Raw genomic sequence first — 16,858 nt, forward strand, 5'->3', positions numbered from 1 at the left:
CAGCGCCAACGTACAAAGTATTCGGAAGTGAACGCGATGACCTCTCATCCCACCCTCCCCGCCACCATGGCGGCCGTGCAGCTTACCGGCCACGGCGGCCCGGAAAAGCTCGTCTACCGCACCGACGTGAAAGTGCCTGTGCCCGCCGCCGGCGAAGTGCTGGTCAAGGTCACCGCCTGCGGCATGAACAATACCGACGTCTGGGTTCGCCAGGGCGCCTATGGCACGGAGGAGGACGCAGGGGCCGTGTCGACATGGCGGCGTCAGGGCAACACGCTGACCTTCCCCCGCATCCAGGGCACCGACACGGTCGGCACCATCGCCGCCGTTGGCGCAGGCGTCTCGCCGGATCGCATCGGCGAGCGAGTGATGGTCGATTTCTCGATCTACAATCGCGACGACGATTCGCTCGCCGACATCGACTATATGGGCCACGGCCGCGACGGCGGTTACGCCGAATACCAGGCTGTGCCGGCCGAGAACGCCCATGTCGTCGACACCGACTTGAGCGACCTCGAACTCGCCACCTTCTGCTGCGCCTATCTCACCGGCGAGCAGATGCTGGAACGTGCAGGGCTCAAGGCCGGCGAACGCGTGCTGGTCACCGGCGCCTCGGGCGGCGTCGGCTCCGGCATCGTGCAATTGGCGCGGGCGCGCGGAGCCATTCCCTATGCCGTCGTCGGCAAGGGCAAGGAGCAGGCAGTGCTCGACATCGGCGCCGAAGCCGTGATCACCCGTGGCGTGGCCGACCTGCCGCAAGCCGTGGCCAAGGTGACCGGCGGCCAGCCCATCGACGTCGTGGCCGACCTTGTCGGCGGCGCGATCTTCAACGATCTGTTGCGCATCCTGAGGCCCGAGGGCCGCTACACCACCGCAGGCGCCATCGCCGGCCCGGTCGTCCAGCTCGATCTCAGGACCATGTATCTCAAGCAGCTTCAGCTTCACGGCTCGAGCCAGGGCACACGTGCGGATTTCCGCCGTATCGTGCGCTATATCGAGGAAGGCAAGATCCGGCCGCTGGTCGGCGGCGTCTACAGGCTTTCCGATTTCCACCGCGCCCAAGCCGATTTCATCGCCAAGGATTTCGTCGGCAAGCTGGTGGTGGTGCCTGACGCCGTGGCTGAACAGCGGCACCCTAAATAAAGAGGACGGAGCAGCAGCGCTTCTCGGCGCCAGGATGACAAGCTGCGTCACCGTGCCAAAGGACGACCGTCAGGTCTTGCCGTCAAATTCATCATGTCGGCCGGCATGGCGCACCATGCGCCGAAAGCTCATCGAGATATGGGCTCGCCTGATGTGCCCGATCGATTCCCAATCCCCGATTTCCGCCGCGGCCAGCACTTCCTCCATTTCGCGCCGGAAGGCCGTGAACTCCTCCACAAGGCCGAGTTGCGGCATCATCTTGAGGACTACGCGCGCAACCTGAAAATACAGTCTTTCGCTTATTTCGCGCAGGGGCTGGTTCCCGGTCATGCCGGATAGTTCAGTGAAGAAGTCCATGTTCAGCTGCAGAAAGGCACGCTGATCCGGGTTGAGCATATCGGAATCGCAGCGCGCGATGAGCGCTCGGATGCGATCGAGGTCGACCGCCGTTCGGGGAATTGGCGAAAGCTTGCCGACAAGCAGCGCGAGTTCCAGTCGCAGATGATAGACCTGCTGCAACTCCTCGATGTCGACGTCGGTGACGATCGTACCGACGCCGTGAACCGATTGCACAAGGCCTTCGGCCTCGAGCCGCGCCAGCACGCGTCGGACCGGTGTGCGGCTGATCTCGAATTCCTGGGCGAGTTCTTCTTCGGAGAGCCGGCTCCCCGGCGGATAATCGAGCAGGCAGATACGGTCGCGCAGGATTAGGTAGATGCGTTCGAACCGTTCGCGCGCCGAAAGCGGACGCGAAGGCGGCACTGTCTTGGCCGAGGCATCCGTATCAAGCGTCATCCAGCCTCCAGGACAGCGTGCAGGAACTGCCGCGTCCGCTCATTCTTGGGTGCGCCGAAAAGCTCTGCTGGCGGCCCCTGCTCGCAAATTTTGCCCTGGTAGAAGAAGCAGACGCGATCGGAAAATTCCTTGGCGAAGCCCATCTGGTGGGTGACCATGAGCATCGTCAGATCATGCTCGCGGCCGATTTGCCTTATCACTTGCAGCACTTCGCCGACAAGTTCCGGATCGAGCGCGGACGTCACCTCGTCGAACAGCATTATCTTGGGCCGCATCGCCAGCGCCCTGGCAATGGCGACGCGCTGTTGCTGGCCGCCGGAAAGCTGGGAAGGATAATGATCCTTCTTCTGCGACAGCCCGACCATGTCGAGAAGCTCGGCCGCCCGTGCCTCGGCATCGGCCCGCTTCATGCCAAGCACGGTCATCGGCGCCTCGATGCAATTGGCCATCGCCGTCATGTGTGGAAACAGGTTGAAAGACTGGAACACCATGCCGATCTTCGCCCGGATGCGGCGGATATGGGCAAGATTGGCGGGCACCAGCTTTCCGCCTTGCTTCATATGCGTCAGTGGCTCGCCTTCGACCCAGATGACGCCGTCATTGATCGTCTCCAGCGTCATCAGCATGCGCAAGACCGTGGTCTTGCCGGAACCGGACGGTCCGATGACGGAAACCTTCTCGCCGCGCGCGATTTCAAGGTTCAGCCCGTCGAGCACGGTGAGCGCGCCATAACGCTTCGAGACATTGTCGAAACGGACCATCGGTTGTTCGGTCATCGCGCGGTCCTTCGGTTGAGCAGGCGTTCGAGGGCACGGATGAGCGCGGCCGAAACCAGGCTCATGGCCAGGAAGAACAGGCCGACCAGCGTGATCGGTTCGGTGTAGCGGAAAGTCTCGGAGCCGATGATCTTGGCCGTCTGCATGAGTTCCAGCACGGCGATGGCCGACAGCAGCGGCGTCTCCTTGAACAGCGCGACGAGATAGTTGCCGAGCGCCGGCACGATCGGCGGTATCGCCTGCGGGATGATGATGTCGCGAAAGGTCGTCCAGGAGGAGAGGTTGAGTGCGATCGAGGCTTCCCACTGGCCGCGATGGATGTTGTCGAAGCCCGCGCGGTAGACTTCCGAGCAATAGGCGGCGTAGTGAATGCCGATGGCCAGAACGCCGGCCGTGAATGCGTCGAGCACGACGCCGAATTTCGGAAAGACGAAATAGAGGAAGAAGATCTGGATGAGCAGCGGCGTCGAGCGGATCAGTTCGACCAGCACCGAGATCGTCCAGCCGGTCCAGGGCACCGCGATACGGATTACCGCGAGGACCAGCCCGAGCAAAGCCGCGATGACGAAGCCGAGCAGCGTCGCCTCGATCGAGACGACGGCGGCGCGTGCGAGCACCGGCAGGATCTCGGCGGCAAAACTCCAATCCCAGATCACGCCGCCCTCCCCCGCGCCAGACCGAGCGAGGCCCGCCTTTCGAGAAGCCGCATGCCGATAGAAACGGTGAGCGACATGGCGAGATACATCAAAAGCACCAGCGTGAAGATAGGAATGGTCTTGAAGGTGTTCTGGTTCATCTGCTGCGCCTTGAAGGCGAGGTCCGTGAGCGTGATCAGCGAAACCAGCGCCGTCGATTTCAAAAGCTCGATGAACAGATTGCCCCAGGGCGGGATCATGGCTACGAAGGCTTGGGGCAGGATGATCCGGCGCAGCATTTGCGCGCGGCTCATGTTGAGCGCCGTTCCCGCCTCCCATTGGCCGCGCGCGACCGACTGGATTGCGCCGCGCACGCATTCGGATCCATAGGCGCCGACATTCAAGCCAAGCGCCAGCACCGCGACGGGAAACGCGTCGAGCGTGACCCCGAATTGCGGCAGCACGAAAAACAGCCAGAACAATTGCACCAGCGCCGAGGTGCCGCGAAAGATTTCGACATAGACCGTCGCCAGCCATCTGAGGGGCGCTGGACCATACATGCGCGCCAGCGCGGCGAGCACCCCCATCACGACCGCCAGCAGGCTGCCGAGGACGGCGATCTCGATCGTCAGGACGGCACCCTGCAATAGTCCCGGTAGGAACAGCCTGTATGTTTCCTGCGTCGCCAGCACCGCGATCACGGCCAGCGAAACGACCAGCATGGCAACGAGCGTGCGGATACCCATCTGCTTCTCCGAGGAAAAAAGAGGGCGGCGTTTTCACGCCGCCCAGCAGTTGGGAATTTATTCGCCCTTGCAGAGCTCTGCAGTCGTCTTGTTCGGCAGATAGTCCTTGCCGAAGCCGAGCGGCTCGACCAGCGCGATATGCTCCGGCGTACCGAGGAACTTCTTCAGTTCGGCGTTGAACGCTTCCTGCAGATCGGTGTCCTCCTTGCGGAAGCCGAAGCCGCCATGGCCCTTCACCGACTTGCCGGCAACTTCACCGAAGGGCTTGGTCGATTCGACGCCATCGGCCTTCTTGGCCATGTCGGCGATCGAGAGCGCGGTTAGCGCGGCAGCATCGGCACGGCCAGACTGGACCGCGGCGACCAGGCTGGATTGGTCGGGCAAGGAAACGACTTGTCCTTGGGCAACGCCGGCGTCCTTCGCATATCCCCCCTCGACGGCGCCCGCCATCACGGCGAGCTTGAGATCGGGATTGTCCTTGATGCTCGAATAGTCCTTCACGCCTTTCGGATTGCCCTTCGCGACCAGCATGGCCTGGCCGATGCCATAGGACGGTTCGGAAAAATTGATCTCGGCGCAGCGCTTGGGATTGATGAACATGCCGGCGGCGATGATGTCGAAGCGGCCGGCCTTGAGACCCGGAATGAGCGAGCCGAATTCGGTCAGCACGCCGTCGACCTGCGCAATGCCCATCTTGGCGAGCACCGCCTTGGCGACTTCCGGCGCTTCGCCGGTCAATTTGCCGTCAGGCGTGGCGAAACCGAACGGCGCCTCATTGGCGAAGCCGACGCGGATATAGCCGTCCTTCTTGGCGCGTTCGAGCGTCGTTTCGGCATGGGCCGGCAGTGACGTGAATGCGGTCGCGGCGAGCGCAAGACAGGCGGCGGCCTTCACGAGCGCGCGGCGGGATATCTGTGACGTGAACATGCTTTCCCCTTTTCTTCTTCGATAATTATCGGGCTCGAACGATGTTTCTCCACCATCGCGTCAAGCGCACTAAGACGTATACAACTCATCTGGACATATCGCAAGACGCACTGTACGAATCTGGAAAAATCGCCATTGGGCTTGATTGTGCGGCTTTGTGATGCGCAAGTTGTGCACAATTAAGGTGTGCTTTCTCGATGCGATACGAACCGCCTTTGGATGAGAGCAGGAAGGAAAACGGCTTTGGACGCGTCGGGCGGGCCCACCAAGGCGGAATACGCGCGGCGCCTGGCCGACGTGAAGCAACGCATGGCAAAGGCCGGCTTCGATCTCAATCATCTGCCAGGATCCCAGCGCCAGCGAAGGCGGCGGCGAGCGGCTCTGCGACGTGACCCGCGATCCCATCTTCATCGACTGACCATCAGCCCAGGACCGGCAACTCAAGGACACCTCAATGGACCGCAATCCCTTTTCCGAAGCCGAGATCGCCGGCCGCTTGTCGAAAGTTCGCACGGCATTGGCAGAGCGCAAGCTCGACGCCGCCGTCTTCGCCTCGCCGGAGACTGTTTTCTATCTCACCGGCCTCGACCATTGGGGTTATTTCGCGCCGCACCTCCTGATCGTCACGCTCGACCGGCGTCCTATCCTGGTCACCCGGTCGATGGAGAAGGTGACGATCGAGAATCAGGTGAAGGCAGCAGAATTCCGCGGTCACTCCGACAGCGAGACCGCGGCCGACCTCGCCGCGCGCGTCATTTCCGAACTCGGCCTGGCCGGCAAACGGATCGGCATCGAAAACTGGACGTCCGGCCTCAGCCACGGCCTCGCCCTGAAGCTTGAGGCGCAGGCCGACGCCAAGTGGAGCGACGTCTCGGGACTGGTCGACAAGATGCGGTTGGTGAAGAGCGCCGAGGAACAGGTGCTGATGCGCCGCGCCGCCAAGGTCACGGATGCTGCGGCAGGTGCCGCCATCGCTGCCATCTCCGACGGCGCCGCCGAGCAGGAGGTTGCCGCCCAATGCGTGGCGGCGATGGTGCGCGCCGGCGGCCACGCGCCGGGCTTCGGCCCGTTCATCCGGCCCGCCGCCCGGCTCGGCGAGGAGCACACGACCTGGGGCGACGGCATCTATCGCAGCGGCGAGCCGGTCTTCGTCGAACTGTCGGGCTGTGTCTCGCGCTATCACGCGCCGCTTGGCCGGCTGATCCGCATCGGCAACATCAAGGACGAAGATGCCGCCATGGCCGAGGTCACGGCCAAGGCATTCGAGGCCGTCGTCAGGGCGCTCGAGCCAGGTGCCAGGGCGCGCGATGTCTACGCCGCCTGGCAAGGCGTCGCCGACGAGGCCGGCCTGTCGCATTATCGCCGCCATCATTGCGGCTATCTCGTCGGCATCGGCCAGCCGCCCTCATGGACCGGCGGCAATTCGGTGACGGGCCTCAGGCACGATTCCGATCTCGAAATCGAGACCGGGATGAGCTTCCACATCCTGTCCTGGCTGATGGGCACCGGCCGCGGCGACCATTTCATCTCCAACACCGTGCTGCTGACCGATGCGGGGGCCGAAGTGCTGACCCGCACCCCGGCCGGCCCGATCGTCCGCTAGACCATGAACATGGCGCGCTATTCGGCGTTTTCGATTTTCCGCAATGCCCTTTCCGGCCAGAAGAACTGGCGGCGCGCCTGGCGCGCGGCCGAGCCGAAGCCCGCCTATGACGTGATCGTCGTCGGTGGGGGCGGGCATGGCCTTGCGACGGCTTTCTACCTCGCCGAGAACCACGGCATCCGCAATGTCGCCGTTCTGGAAAAGGGCTATGTCGGCGGCGGCAATGTCGGCCGCAACACCACCGTCATCCGCTCCAACTACCTGCTCGACGGCAACACCCAGTTCTACGAATTCTCGGTCAAGCTGTGGGAAGGCTTGTCGCGGGCGCTGAACTTCAACGTGATGTTTTCGCAGCGCGGCCAGATCGTCACTGCCCATTCGGTCGATCAACTCGACACATTCAGCCATCGCGCCAACATCATGCGTCTGAACGGCATCGACGCCGACATACTCGACCGCGACGCTGTGCGCCGGCTGGTACCCTATCTCGATTTCTCCGAAACCGCGCGATTTCCGATCCATGGTGCGATCTTGCAAGGCCGCGCAGGCACCGCCCGCCATGATGCCGTCGCCTGGGGCTATGCGCGCGTTGCCGACGGCCACGGGGTCGACATCATCCAGAATTGCGAGGTGACCGGCTTTGTCCGCGACGGCGAAAGGATCGTCGGTGTCGAGACCAGCAAGGGCCGCATCGGCGCCGGCAAGGTCGGCCTCGCCGTCGCAGGCCATACTTCGCTCCTCGCCGCCAGGGCCGGCCTGGAACTGCCGATCGAAAGCCACGTGCTCCAGGCTTTCGTCACCGAGCCGCTCAAGCCGCTGGTAGATCACGTCGTCGCTTATGGCGCAGACCATTTCTATGTCAGCCAGTCGGACAAGGGCGGGCTGGTCTTCGGTGGCAATCTCGACGGCTACAATTCCTACGCCCAGCGCGGCAATCTCGGCGTCGTGGGCGAAGTGGCGGAGGCGGCGATAGCCCTGATGCCCTGCATCTCGCGTGTCAGGCTGCTGCGCCATTGGGGCGGCGTCATGGACATGACGCCGGACGCCAGTCCGATCATCTGCCCGACCCCGATAGAAGGGCTCTATCTCAATGGCGGCTGGTGCTATGGCGGCTTCAAGGCGACGCCGGCCTCCGGCTGGTGCTTTGCCCATATGCTGGCCACCGGCAAGCCGCATCCGCTGACCGCCGCCTACGCGCTCGACCGTTTCCGGACCGGCCACACGCTCGACGAAGCCGGCGCCGGCCCCTCGGCCTGGCTGCAATAGAGAACGAGAGAAATGCTTCGCATCGACTGCCCATGCTGCGGCCTGCGCGACCATGACGAGTTCCGCTATGGCGGCGACGCTTCCGCGGTGCGTCCGGCGCATGACGATCCCGATCCGGAGGCGTGGTATCGCTATGTCTACGTGCGCAAGAACCCGGCGGGACCGCACCGTGAATTCTGGCAGCATGTGACCGGCTGCCGGCAATGGCTGGTCATCGAGCGCGACACGAGGAACCACGCTATCGCATCGGTCGGCTTCGCCAGGAAAATGCCAGCATGAAAATGATTGGAAATCGTCTGGCCGCCGGCGGCCGCATCGACCGCACGCAGCCGCTCCGCTTCACATTCGACGGCCGCGAGCTGGGCGGCTATCGAGGCGATACGCTTGCTTCCGCGCTGCTTGCCAATCGGCTCATGCTGACAGGCCGCAGCTTCAAATACCATCGGCCGCGCGGCATCTTCTCGGCCGGCCCGGAAGAACCCAACGCGCTGGTTACGCTCGGAAGCGGTGGACGGCGCGAACCGAACCTTCCGGCCACGACACTGGAACTGGCTGAAGGTATGACTGCCGAAAGCCAGAATCGCTGGCCGTCCCTTGCCTTCGACGTGCAGAGCGTCAACGGCCTGTTTGCGCCCCTTCTTTCTGCCGGCTTCTACTACAAGACCTTCATGGGTCCGACCCGCCGCGCCTGGATGTTCTACGAGCATTTCATCCGTAAAGCCGCGGGATTGGGCCGGGCCGGCACCGAACCCGATCCCGACCGTTACGAGACCCGGCATGCATTTGCCGATGTTGCAGTCGTCGGCGGCGGCCCTGCCGGCCTGTCGGCGGCGCGCGCCGCGGCAGCCAGCGGCGCCAGGGTCGTCCTCGTCGAACAGGACTTTCTGCTCGGTGGCCAACTTCTTGCCGAGCGCACCGATGGCAAGGCGGCAGCCTGGCTGACAAAGATCGAGGCGGAGCTTGCAGGCCAGCCCAACGTCACCCTGATGCGCAAGACAATGGCGTTCGGCACCTATGACGGCAACACGCTGGGGCTGATCGAGAGGCATGACGGCCAGGTCGCGCAAGGCGCTGCTCGGCAGATTTTCATCGTGCTTCGCGCCGGCTCGATCATCTTTGCGGCCGGTGCTATCGAACGGCCGCTGGTGTTCTCCAACAACGACCGGCCAGGCATCATGCTGGCGTCCGCCGCCCGGACCTATCTCAACCGCTTCGCCGTGCTGCCGGGGAAGAATATCCTCGTGGCCACGATGAACGACGGTGCCTATCGCGCTGCTTTCGACCTCGCCGCCGCCGGCGCGCGAGTGACGGTCGCGGACCAGCGCGGCGCTCCGCCCGCCGGTCTGGCGGCGGAAGCCGGACGCCTGAACGTAGAGATCCGCTCCGGAACCCGGATCGCCGATCTGCGCGGCAGCCATGCGGTGAAGGCCGTACGGCTTGCCGGCCCGAGCGCCAAATCGGAAATCGCCTGCGATTTCGTCTGCGTCTCCGGCGGCTGGTCGCCGACCGTGCATCTCACCTCGCATCTTGGCGTCAGGCCCGTCTATCGCGACGACATCGACGGCTTCGTTCCGGGCGGCTTTCCGGCAGGCCAGTTCGGCGCCGGCGCGAGGATGGGGCGCTTCTCGACCGCCGACGCGATCGAGGACGGCCACCGCGCCGGCGTCGAAGCGGCATGCTTCTGTGGAAAACCGGCGGCCATGCCGGCGCCGGATGAACTCGATCTCGAAGGGGCCCCGGCCGCTCCCTTTCGTGCGATCTCTTCCGCGGGGCGCGGCAAGGCCTTCGTCGATCTACAGATGGATGTGACCACCAAGGACATCGAGCTCGCCCATCGCGAGGGCTATGAATCGGTCGAACACCTGAAGCGCTACACCACGCTCGGCATGGGGACCGACCAGGGCAAAACCAGCAATTTCGCAGCACTTTCGGCCATGGCGGCGCTGCGCCGGGCGACGATTGCGCAAACCGGAACCACGACCTTTCGCCCGCCCTACGCGGCGGTCGCGATCGGCGCGCTGGCCGGTCGCGCCGTCGGTCATCACTTTAAGCCGGTCCGTCGCACGCCGATGCACGACTGGCACCTGGCAAACGGTGCCGAGATGCTCGAGGTCGGTCTCTGGATGCGTCCGTATTTCTATCGCGATGCCGGACGCGACGTGAATGAAGCCTATGTCGCGGAGATGCGGATCGTGCGCGGCGGCGCCGGGCTGATGGACATTTCCACCCTCGGCAAGATCGACGTGCAGGGGCCGGACGCGGCCATATTCCTCGACCGTGTCTACGCCAACGGTTTCGCCAAGCTTCCGGTTGGCCGCGCGCGCTACGGCGTCATGCTGCGCGACGACGGCGTCGTCTTCGACGACGGCACCACCACGCGCTTGTCGCAAAATCGCTTCTTCATGACCACCTCTACCGCCAGGGCCGCCGATGTCCTGTCGCGGCTGGAATTCCTGCTCGACACCGCCTGGCCGGATTTGCGTGTCGCGGTCTCTTCGGTAAGCGACGAGTGGGCGGCGATGTCGATCGCCGGGCCACGAAGCCGCGATGTCCTTGCCGCCGCCTTTCCCGCGCTCGATGTCTCCAACGAGACGCTGCCGCATATGGGCGTCATCGAAGCCGGGTTCGACGGACGGGCCCTGCGCGTTATTCGCCTCAGCTATTCCGGCGAGCGCGCCTACGAGATCTATGTCGGCGCCAGCGCCGGCGAACAGGCCTGGAGCCGTCTCATCGAAGCAGGCGCGCCGTTCGGCCTCAAGCCCTATGGCGTCGAGGCGCTTGGTGCGCTGCGCGTCGAAAAGGGCCATGTCGCCGGGCCCGAGATCGATGGCCGCACCACGCTCGATGATCTCGGCCTCGGCCGCATGGTTGGCAAACGCAGCGGATTCGTCGGCGACGTCCTCCGACGCCGCCCGGCGTTTCAGGCGCCCGACCGCCAGCGCCTCATCGGGCTGGAATGCATCGAGGACGGCAAGCGGCTGCGCGGAGGCGCCATATTGTTCCTGCCTGGCGATGCCGTCACCGGCCACGGGCGCGGCCGGATCACGTCGGTTACCTTCAGCCCGGAACTCGGCCACTATGTCGGACTGGCGCTGTTCGCGGGCAATGCCGCGGCCGAAGGAGACGAGGTCATCGCGGTCTACCCGATGCGGACAGAGACGGTTCGCGCCCGCGTCGTGCCTTCTGTCTTCCTAGACCCCAAGGGAGAGCGCATGCATGGTTGAACCTGTGCTGTCGAAGGACTTCAACCTGTGGGCCTCCGATTGCCCGATCATTCAGATCGAGGGCTGGGACGGAACACTGGCAAGATTCGAAACGAGCGTCTCGCAGGCCTTGGACGCGAGGCTCCCTGCCAGCGTCGGCGAGACGGTTCGGCACGCTGGCGCCCTCATCGTCAGGATCGCGCCCTGCCGTCTTTGGCTGATCGTCGAGACAGGCGCGGAACCGCCCGCCATTGCGATCGATCCGGAATTGGGCTGCTCGGTTCTGCTTGGTGAAGGCCGGGTGCGGTTCAGGATGGAGGGTGCGCGTCTTCAGGACACTCTCTCTGCCTGCATGCCGGTCGACTGGTCGTCCGCCGCTTCGGCCCCCGGCCGTGCTGTACAGACGTCCATCCATCACGTGCCGGCGCTCTATCTGCGAACGGGCGAGAGCAGCTGCGACCTGATCGTGCCGCGAAGCTTCGCCATCAGCCTTGCCGACTGGATTGCCGCCGCGCGTTAAAGCAATCCCAGGAAAAGTGCGTAACGTTTTTCCGCTCGCGATTGCGTAAGGAAAAAGCTGGACCTGTCCGGCGCAGCGGCCGCTAAACCGGCAGGACGCACCGCGCGCATACCTTTTGCACGACGGTCGATATAGTTGTCCGCATCGGCGAAGGCCTCGGTATCACTGTGGAGGCCGACACGCCACGGCAGCGCGCCCGGCCTCCACCTGGTTCGTGGCTCAGTTGTGGCGGATTTCCGTGCCGAGCACCTTCAGGCACTCACGGATAAAGGCGGCCAGCGCCGTCCATCCCTTGGCCGACACCATCGTGCCATCGACATAGGCTTCCGTCGGCGAGAGGTCGATATAAGTTCCGCCCGCGAGAGTGACTTCCGGCTCGCAAGCGCCCAGCGCACCAACCTTCTTGCCGCGCACGACACCGTCGACCGCGATCAGGATCTGCACGCCATGGCAGATCGTGAAGATCGGCTTCTTGGTCTCGTGAAAGTGTCGAACGATCGTCTGCACCCGCTTGTCGGTGCGGATGTATTCCGGTCCGCGTCCGCCCGCGCAGTAGACCGCGTGGTACTGGTCGAGCTGCTTTTCCGCATCCGAGAACGTCTTGTTGATCAGCGCGTAGTGCCCGAGCTTTTCGGTGTAGGTCTGGTCCCCTTCGAAATCGTGCAGCGAGGTCTTGATCAGGTCGCCCGCATTCTTGTCGGGGCAGACGACATGGACCGTGTGACCAACGGCTTCCATCGCTTGCTGGTAAACGAAAATCTCGTATTCCTCGGTGAACTCACCGGTCAGCATCAGTATCTTCTTGCCTGGCATAGCTTTTCCTCTCTGTTGTTGGCAGGCAAGGCGCGTGACGCGCCTTGCCTCATTCGGATTGCGCGCCTCAGAACGGGGAGTCGGGGAAATAATATTCCTTGGCGTTGGCCTGGGTTATGAGCGGGGCGTCGAGTTTGACGGCACCGCGAACCGGAGCCTGGCCGATCAAGTTGGCCACGGTCATGTAGATAGCGGTCTTGATCATCGCCGGCGGATACGGCGTCTCGACCGGTGTCATCGCATCCCCGTCTATCACCTTCTTCACGATGTCCTTCATGCCGTTGCCGCCAAGCGCCAGCTTGACGTCGGTTCGGCCGGACTGCTTGACAGCCTCGAGCACACCGAGAAGCATGTCGTCGTCATTGGCCCAGACCGCATCGATGTGCGGGTGCTTGGCCAGGTAATCCTGCATGAGCTTGAAGGCCTCGTCGCTGTTCCAGTGGGCATACTGCATGTCGAGCACCTTCAGGCCGGTGCCCTTGATGGTATCCTCGAAGCCCTTGATGCGCTCGTCGTCGATGACGGTGGGAATGCCGCGCAGCACGACGATGTCACCTTTGCCGCCCAGTTTGTCGATCATGAATTTTGCCGTGTTGGTGCCAACCGCGATGTTGTCGCCGGCAAGATACAGGTCCTGGATGGAAGGGTCGGTCAATCCCCTGTCGACGACGGTGATGAACGTACCCATCTCCTTGATGGCTTTCACCGGCTGGGTCAGTTCCTCGGAGGTGTAGGGCAGTATCACCAGCGCATCCAGCTTGCGGCTGGCCGACAGATCCTCCAGCGCGCTTACCTGGTCGGCCGCCGAGGGCGACGTCTTCACGACGACGTCGACATCCGGGAAGGCCGCGTTGATTTCCTTTGCGGCGGCCTGCGCGTGATAAACGATGCCGGCCGTCCAGCCATGATCCGCCGCCGGGATCGACACCGCGACCACCTTCTTGTCGGCTGCAAGCGCCTGGCCGGCCACCATCAGTGCGCCGACTGCCGCTACGGCAACCCATTTCCTGCTAAACATAAATACCTCCCAGAGATATGGACCACACAACAGGCGCCCGTCCGGTCCGAAGACGGGCTATTTCGAAAATCTTTGCACGAGCATGGCGATGATGATGATGACGCCCTGCACCGCGGCGACGAGGTATTCGGAAACGAAATCCGACAACACCATCAGGTTGGCGATCAGTTCCAGGATCACCGCACCGGCGATGGTGCCCCAGATGCGGCCCTTGCCGCCCCGCAGCGCCGTTCCGCCAATGACAACGGCCGTTATCACCTGCAGCTCCCAAAGCTGTCCGGTGGTCGGGGTGGCGGCTCCCAGACGAGGCACGTAACAGATGGCGGCGACCGCCACGCATGCACCCTGGATGACATAGGCAATGGTGCGCGTCTTGACGACCGAGATGCCCGAATAGCGGGCGACGTCTTCGTTCGCGCCCACCGCCGCGCATTTGCGGCCATATTTGGTCTTGTAGAGGACAAATGCGCCGATCACCGCAACGAGCGCCGACAGAAGGATCGGCACCGGAATGCCCGCGACGGCGCCGAAATAGACCGGCCGGTACGCGTCCCGCAGCGAGCGATCGATCGGGATCGTGCCGCCATCGGTCATATAGGTGATCAGTGCGCGGAAGATACCCATTGTGCCGAGCGTGGCGATGAACGGCTCGATCCTTCCGACCGTGACGATGAGACCGTTCGCGAGGCCGCATAGAAGCCCCGCGACGACTGCTATCACCATGCCTGCCGGGATGGCCCAAAGGCCGAGGCTGGGGGCCATCATGTTCATGAACATGATCGTGACGCCGGCGATGAAGGCGACCATCGAGCCGACCGAAAGGTCGAGCCCGCCTGATGAGATCACGAATGTGGCGCCGACGGCTATGATGGCGACATAAGCGCTGCGCGTGATCACGTTGCCTAGGTTTGTCGCGGAAAGAAAATCCGGATTGATGAGGAATCCCGCCACCAGCAGTGCGAACAATGCGAGGAAAGGGCCGGCATCCGTCCACGAGAAATGGTGCTGCCTGTCGCTTCGGGCAGACATGGAATGGGTAAGCGCCGTCACTGTCTTCCTCCTTGGGCCGTGCCATGGCCTTTGTCACTGGTCGCCAGCAGCGCGATGTTGCTTTCGATCATCGTTTCGCCCGAGACCTCGCCGCTGATCCTGCCTTCGCGCATGACCAGGACGCGGTCGCAGATGCCGACCAGTTCCTGCATCTCCGACGAGATGACGATGCAGGCTTTGCCTTGGCCCACGAGTTCCTGGATGAAGGCGTAGATCTGCGCCTTGTTGGCGATGTCGATCCCGCGCGTCGGCTCATCGATGATCACGACCGAAGGATTGGTCAGGAGCACCTTGGCCAGCAGAAGTTTCTGCTGGTTTCCGCCCGAAAGCTGCCCTGCCCTGGCGTTGTGGCTCTTCACCCGGATGTCGTAGCTGGAGACGGCCCGCGCGAGCGCCTCGGATTCGCGGCCGCGCAGAACCAGAAGTCCCGGATGCAGAAGGCCAAGCGACGAGAGGGTCAGGTTCGGCGCCAGCCGCTCCTGCAAAAGCAGGCCCTTGCCCTTGCGATCTTCCGTCAGATAGCCGATGCCCGCCTCTATGGCCTCGCGCTGTGAACGTATCTGTATCGGCGAACCGTTGAGCTCGATCGTAGCCGTCGCCGGCCTAAGCCCCACAATGCCTTCGAACAACTCGGTTCGCCCCGCCCCGATCATGCCGGCGAAGCCAAGAATCTCGCCTTTGTGAACGGTAAAGGACACGTCCCGTGCATAACCTGGAACAGTCGCGTTTCTGACGGTCAGCATGGGCCGGCTCGTCTGGACCTCGCGCTTGTGAGGATAAAGCGCGGCGAGTTCGCGCCCGACCATAAGCTGCGCCATGTCGGCCTGGCTCAACGCATGGCCGGGATAGGTGCCGATCATCTTGCCGTCGCGCAGGACCGTGACCTTGTCCGCCAGCCGCTGCACCTCGTCGAGGCGATGGCTGATGTAGAGAACCGCGATGCCCCGCGCCCTGAGCCCGAAGATGATGGCGAGCAAACGCTCGACCTCCCCACCGGTCAGCACCGCTGTTGGCTCGTCGAAGATGACGACCCTGTGGTCGTCGAGCAACGCGCGGGCGATTTGCACGAGTTGGCGATCCGCCAGCGAAATGTCTCGGACCAGCGCGGTCGGCGACACCTCGCAACCGATCTCGGCCAGTTTCGCGGCCGCTATGCGGCGCATGGCGCCATCATCGACGATTCCGCGCCTGGAGAGCTCGCGGCCGAGAAAGAGATTGTCGGTCACCGTGAGCGCTTCGGCCAGGAGGATTTCCTGATGCACCAGCGCGATGCCTGCCGCCTGCGCCTGGTGAGGTGTCCTGAAACTCACGCGGTCACCGGCCATGGACAGGCTGCCGGCGGTTGGCTCGATGTAACCGGAAAGCAAGCGCATGAACGTCGACTTGCCGGCGCCATTCTCGCCGATGACGGCATGGATCTCGCCAGGGAAAATATCCAGCGTGATGTCCGACAACACGGTCACCGGGCCGTATTGTTTGCAAAGCCCTTCCGCGCGCAGCACCGGAGCCACAGCCGGTGTGGGCTCCGGCGGCAAAGCGGTGAGGCTTCCGTCGATGCGAGTGGCAACTGACATCGCGGCCTACTCGAATGCAGGCAGGAGCCTGTCCCGCGAATTCTCTATGTGCACGCGCATCGCCTTTTCGGCGGCAACCGGATCGCTGGCCGCGAAAGCGGCGAGGATGGCTTCGTGCTCGTCGAGCGCCTCCTCGGTGACCCGCGAGTGATACATCAGGCGGAAAATGTGGAAGTGGGTGTGCTGGTGGTTCAGCGTTTCGCGGATGAGCTCGTTCTGCGCGAACTCCATGACCTTGTCGTGGAAGATGGCATCCTGGCGGGCGAAGTTCGAATAACGCAGGCGTTCGTCCTTGCCCACCCGCCTGGCCATCACGCCAGCCGCCTCCTGCAAAATCATCAGCCGGGCTTCATCGAGCGCAGCGGCTGCCTTGGCGGCGGCTGCGGGTTCGAGCAGCAGGCGCAGTTCATAGAGTTCGTCGAAACGGCGCCGTGTGATCTGGGGCGCGGCCCGGTACCCGATCAGATGGGTTTTCACCACCAGGCCCTCGCCTTCCAGCCGCCCAAGAGCTTCGCGGATGGGCGTATGCGAGACGTTGAACTCCTTGACGAGGTTATCGACGGTGATCCGCGATCCCGGAGCTATCTTCAGCGACATCAGCTGCTGGAAGATCGCCTCGTAGACGTCGCCCGACAGGCTGTTGGCGCGCTGAATGCGGCCTGTCAACCGAGCGTCATTGTCGACGGTAAGGTCTGGATTCTGCATGTTTTGCCTCTTGACAGGGGCGACCTCTAACACGATGCTCCGCGCAATTCAATCCTATATCCTATACGATTTTATAGAGGATAT

Annotated in this window: 16 protein-coding genes; 6 read left to right on the forward strand and 10 right to left on the reverse strand. The window is 63.4% G+C overall.

Annotated features, from left to right (window positions below; genetic code table 11):
• The first annotated feature begins 27 nt into the window (after positions 1–27).
• Positions 28–1,143 carry an alcohol dehydrogenase family protein gene (locus LB545_RS14790; RefSeq protein ID WP_140657502.1) on the forward strand — a complete coding sequence of 372 codons (1,116 nt, stop codon included), beginning with the start codon at positions 28–30 and terminating at the stop codon, positions 1,141–1,143.
• A 69-nt stretch (positions 1,144–1,212) separates the two neighbouring features.
• Here the strand turns inward: LB545_RS14790 and LB545_RS14795 are convergent, their stop codons facing one another.
• From LB545_RS14795 to ehuB, 5 genes are read right to left on the reverse strand one after another with little or no spacing between them, the layout of a single operon-like run.
• Positions 1,213–1,938, reverse strand: a complete 726-nt coding sequence (locus LB545_RS14795) for a GntR family transcriptional regulator (RefSeq protein WP_140499279.1) — start codon at positions 1,936–1,938, stop codon at positions 1,213–1,215.
• Positions 1,935–2,714, reverse strand: coding sequence for an ectoine/hydroxyectoine ABC transporter ATP-binding protein EhuA (ehuA, locus tag LB545_RS14800; protein ID WP_140499280.1), 780 nt, complete (start codon positions 2,712–2,714; stop codon positions 1,935–1,937). The genes LB545_RS14795 and ehuA overlap by 4 nt, the downstream gene beginning before the upstream one ends.
• Positions 2,711–3,370 carry an ectoine/hydroxyectoine ABC transporter permease subunit EhuD gene (ehuD, locus tag LB545_RS14805; RefSeq protein ID WP_140499281.1) on the reverse strand — a complete coding sequence of 220 codons (660 nt, stop codon included), beginning with the start codon at positions 3,368–3,370 and terminating at the stop codon, positions 2,711–2,713. Before ehuD ends, ehuA begins: the two co-directional genes overlap by 4 nt.
• The gene (gene ehuC / locus LB545_RS14810; protein ID WP_140499282.1) at positions 3,367–4,095 is read right to left on the reverse strand and encodes an ectoine/hydroxyectoine ABC transporter permease subunit EhuC; all 729 of its coding nucleotides are present in this window, start codon (positions 4,093–4,095) and stop codon (positions 3,367–3,369) included. The genes ehuD and ehuC overlap by 4 nt, the downstream gene beginning before the upstream one ends.
• A 57-nt stretch (positions 4,096–4,152) precedes the next feature.
• Positions 4,153–5,022: an ectoine/hydroxyectoine ABC transporter substrate-binding protein EhuB gene (ehuB, locus tag LB545_RS14815; protein WP_140499283.1), complete on the reverse strand. Its 870-nt coding sequence runs from the start codon at positions 5,020–5,022 to the stop codon at positions 4,153–4,155.
• 454 nt (positions 5,023–5,476) lie between these two features.
• Here ehuB and LB545_RS14820 point away from each other — a divergent pair, with 454 nt between their 5' ends.
• Genes LB545_RS14820 through LB545_RS14840 form a run of 5 tightly spaced genes read left to right on the forward strand, consistent with a single transcriptional unit; the run spans position 5,477 to position 11,614 of the window.
• Entirely contained in the window at positions 5,477–6,625 is a 1,149-nt protein-coding gene (locus LB545_RS14820; RefSeq protein WP_140499284.1) for a M24 family metallopeptidase, read from the forward strand.
• Positions 6,626–6,634: 9 nt separating this feature from the next.
• Positions 6,635–7,891: a sarcosine oxidase subunit beta family protein gene (locus tag LB545_RS14825; protein ID WP_140499286.1), complete on the forward strand. Its 1,257-nt coding sequence runs from the start codon at positions 6,635–6,637 to the stop codon at positions 7,889–7,891.
• Between the two features lie 12 nt (positions 7,892–7,903).
• The gene (locus LB545_RS14830) at positions 7,904–8,170 is read left to right on the forward strand and encodes a sarcosine oxidase subunit delta (protein ID WP_140499288.1); all 267 of its coding nucleotides are present in this window, start codon (positions 7,904–7,906) and stop codon (positions 8,168–8,170) included.
• The gene (locus LB545_RS14835) at positions 8,167–11,115 is read left to right on the forward strand and encodes a sarcosine oxidase subunit alpha family protein (protein WP_318012541.1); all 2,949 of its coding nucleotides are present in this window, start codon (positions 8,167–8,169) and stop codon (positions 11,113–11,115) included. Before LB545_RS14830 ends, LB545_RS14835 begins: the two co-directional genes overlap by 4 nt.
• Positions 11,108–11,614, forward strand: a complete 507-nt coding sequence (locus LB545_RS14840) for a sarcosine oxidase subunit gamma (protein WP_224705352.1) — start codon at positions 11,108–11,110, stop codon at positions 11,612–11,614. Before LB545_RS14835 ends, LB545_RS14840 begins: the two co-directional genes overlap by 8 nt.
• A gap of 219 nt (positions 11,615–11,833) precedes the next feature.
• On the opposite strand, the gene LB545_RS14845 is transcribed toward LB545_RS14840, so the two are convergent.
• From LB545_RS14845 to LB545_RS14865, 5 genes are all read right to left on the reverse strand, one after another.
• Positions 11,834–12,427, reverse strand: a complete 594-nt coding sequence (locus tag LB545_RS14845) for a DJ-1/PfpI family protein (protein ID WP_140499290.1) — start codon at positions 12,425–12,427, stop codon at positions 11,834–11,836.
• A 67-nt stretch (positions 12,428–12,494) separates the two neighbouring features.
• The gene (locus LB545_RS14850; protein ID WP_224705354.1) at positions 12,495–13,445 is read right to left on the reverse strand and encodes a substrate-binding domain-containing protein; all 951 of its coding nucleotides are present in this window, start codon (positions 13,443–13,445) and stop codon (positions 12,495–12,497) included.
• A 57-nt stretch (positions 13,446–13,502) separates the two neighbouring features.
• Positions 13,503–14,474, reverse strand: a complete 972-nt coding sequence (locus LB545_RS14855) for an ABC transporter permease (protein ID WP_224705400.1) — start codon at positions 14,472–14,474, stop codon at positions 13,503–13,505.
• Positions 14,475–14,491: 17 nt separating this feature from the next.
• Positions 14,492–16,069: a sugar ABC transporter ATP-binding protein gene (locus LB545_RS14860; RefSeq protein WP_224705356.1), complete on the reverse strand. Its 1,578-nt coding sequence runs from the start codon at positions 16,067–16,069 to the stop codon at positions 14,492–14,494.
• Between the two features lie 6 nt (positions 16,070–16,075).
• On the reverse strand, positions 16,076–16,774 hold the full coding sequence (locus LB545_RS14865) for a GntR family transcriptional regulator (RefSeq protein WP_140499296.1): 699 nt from the start codon (positions 16,772–16,774) through the stop codon (positions 16,076–16,078).
• Positions 16,775–16,858 lie beyond the last annotated feature (84 nt).

Origin of the sequence: Mesorhizobium sp. BR1-1-6, from assembly GCF_020165355.1 — a bacterium.
GTDB lineage: Bacteria > Pseudomonadota > Alphaproteobacteria > Rhizobiales > Rhizobiaceae > Mesorhizobium.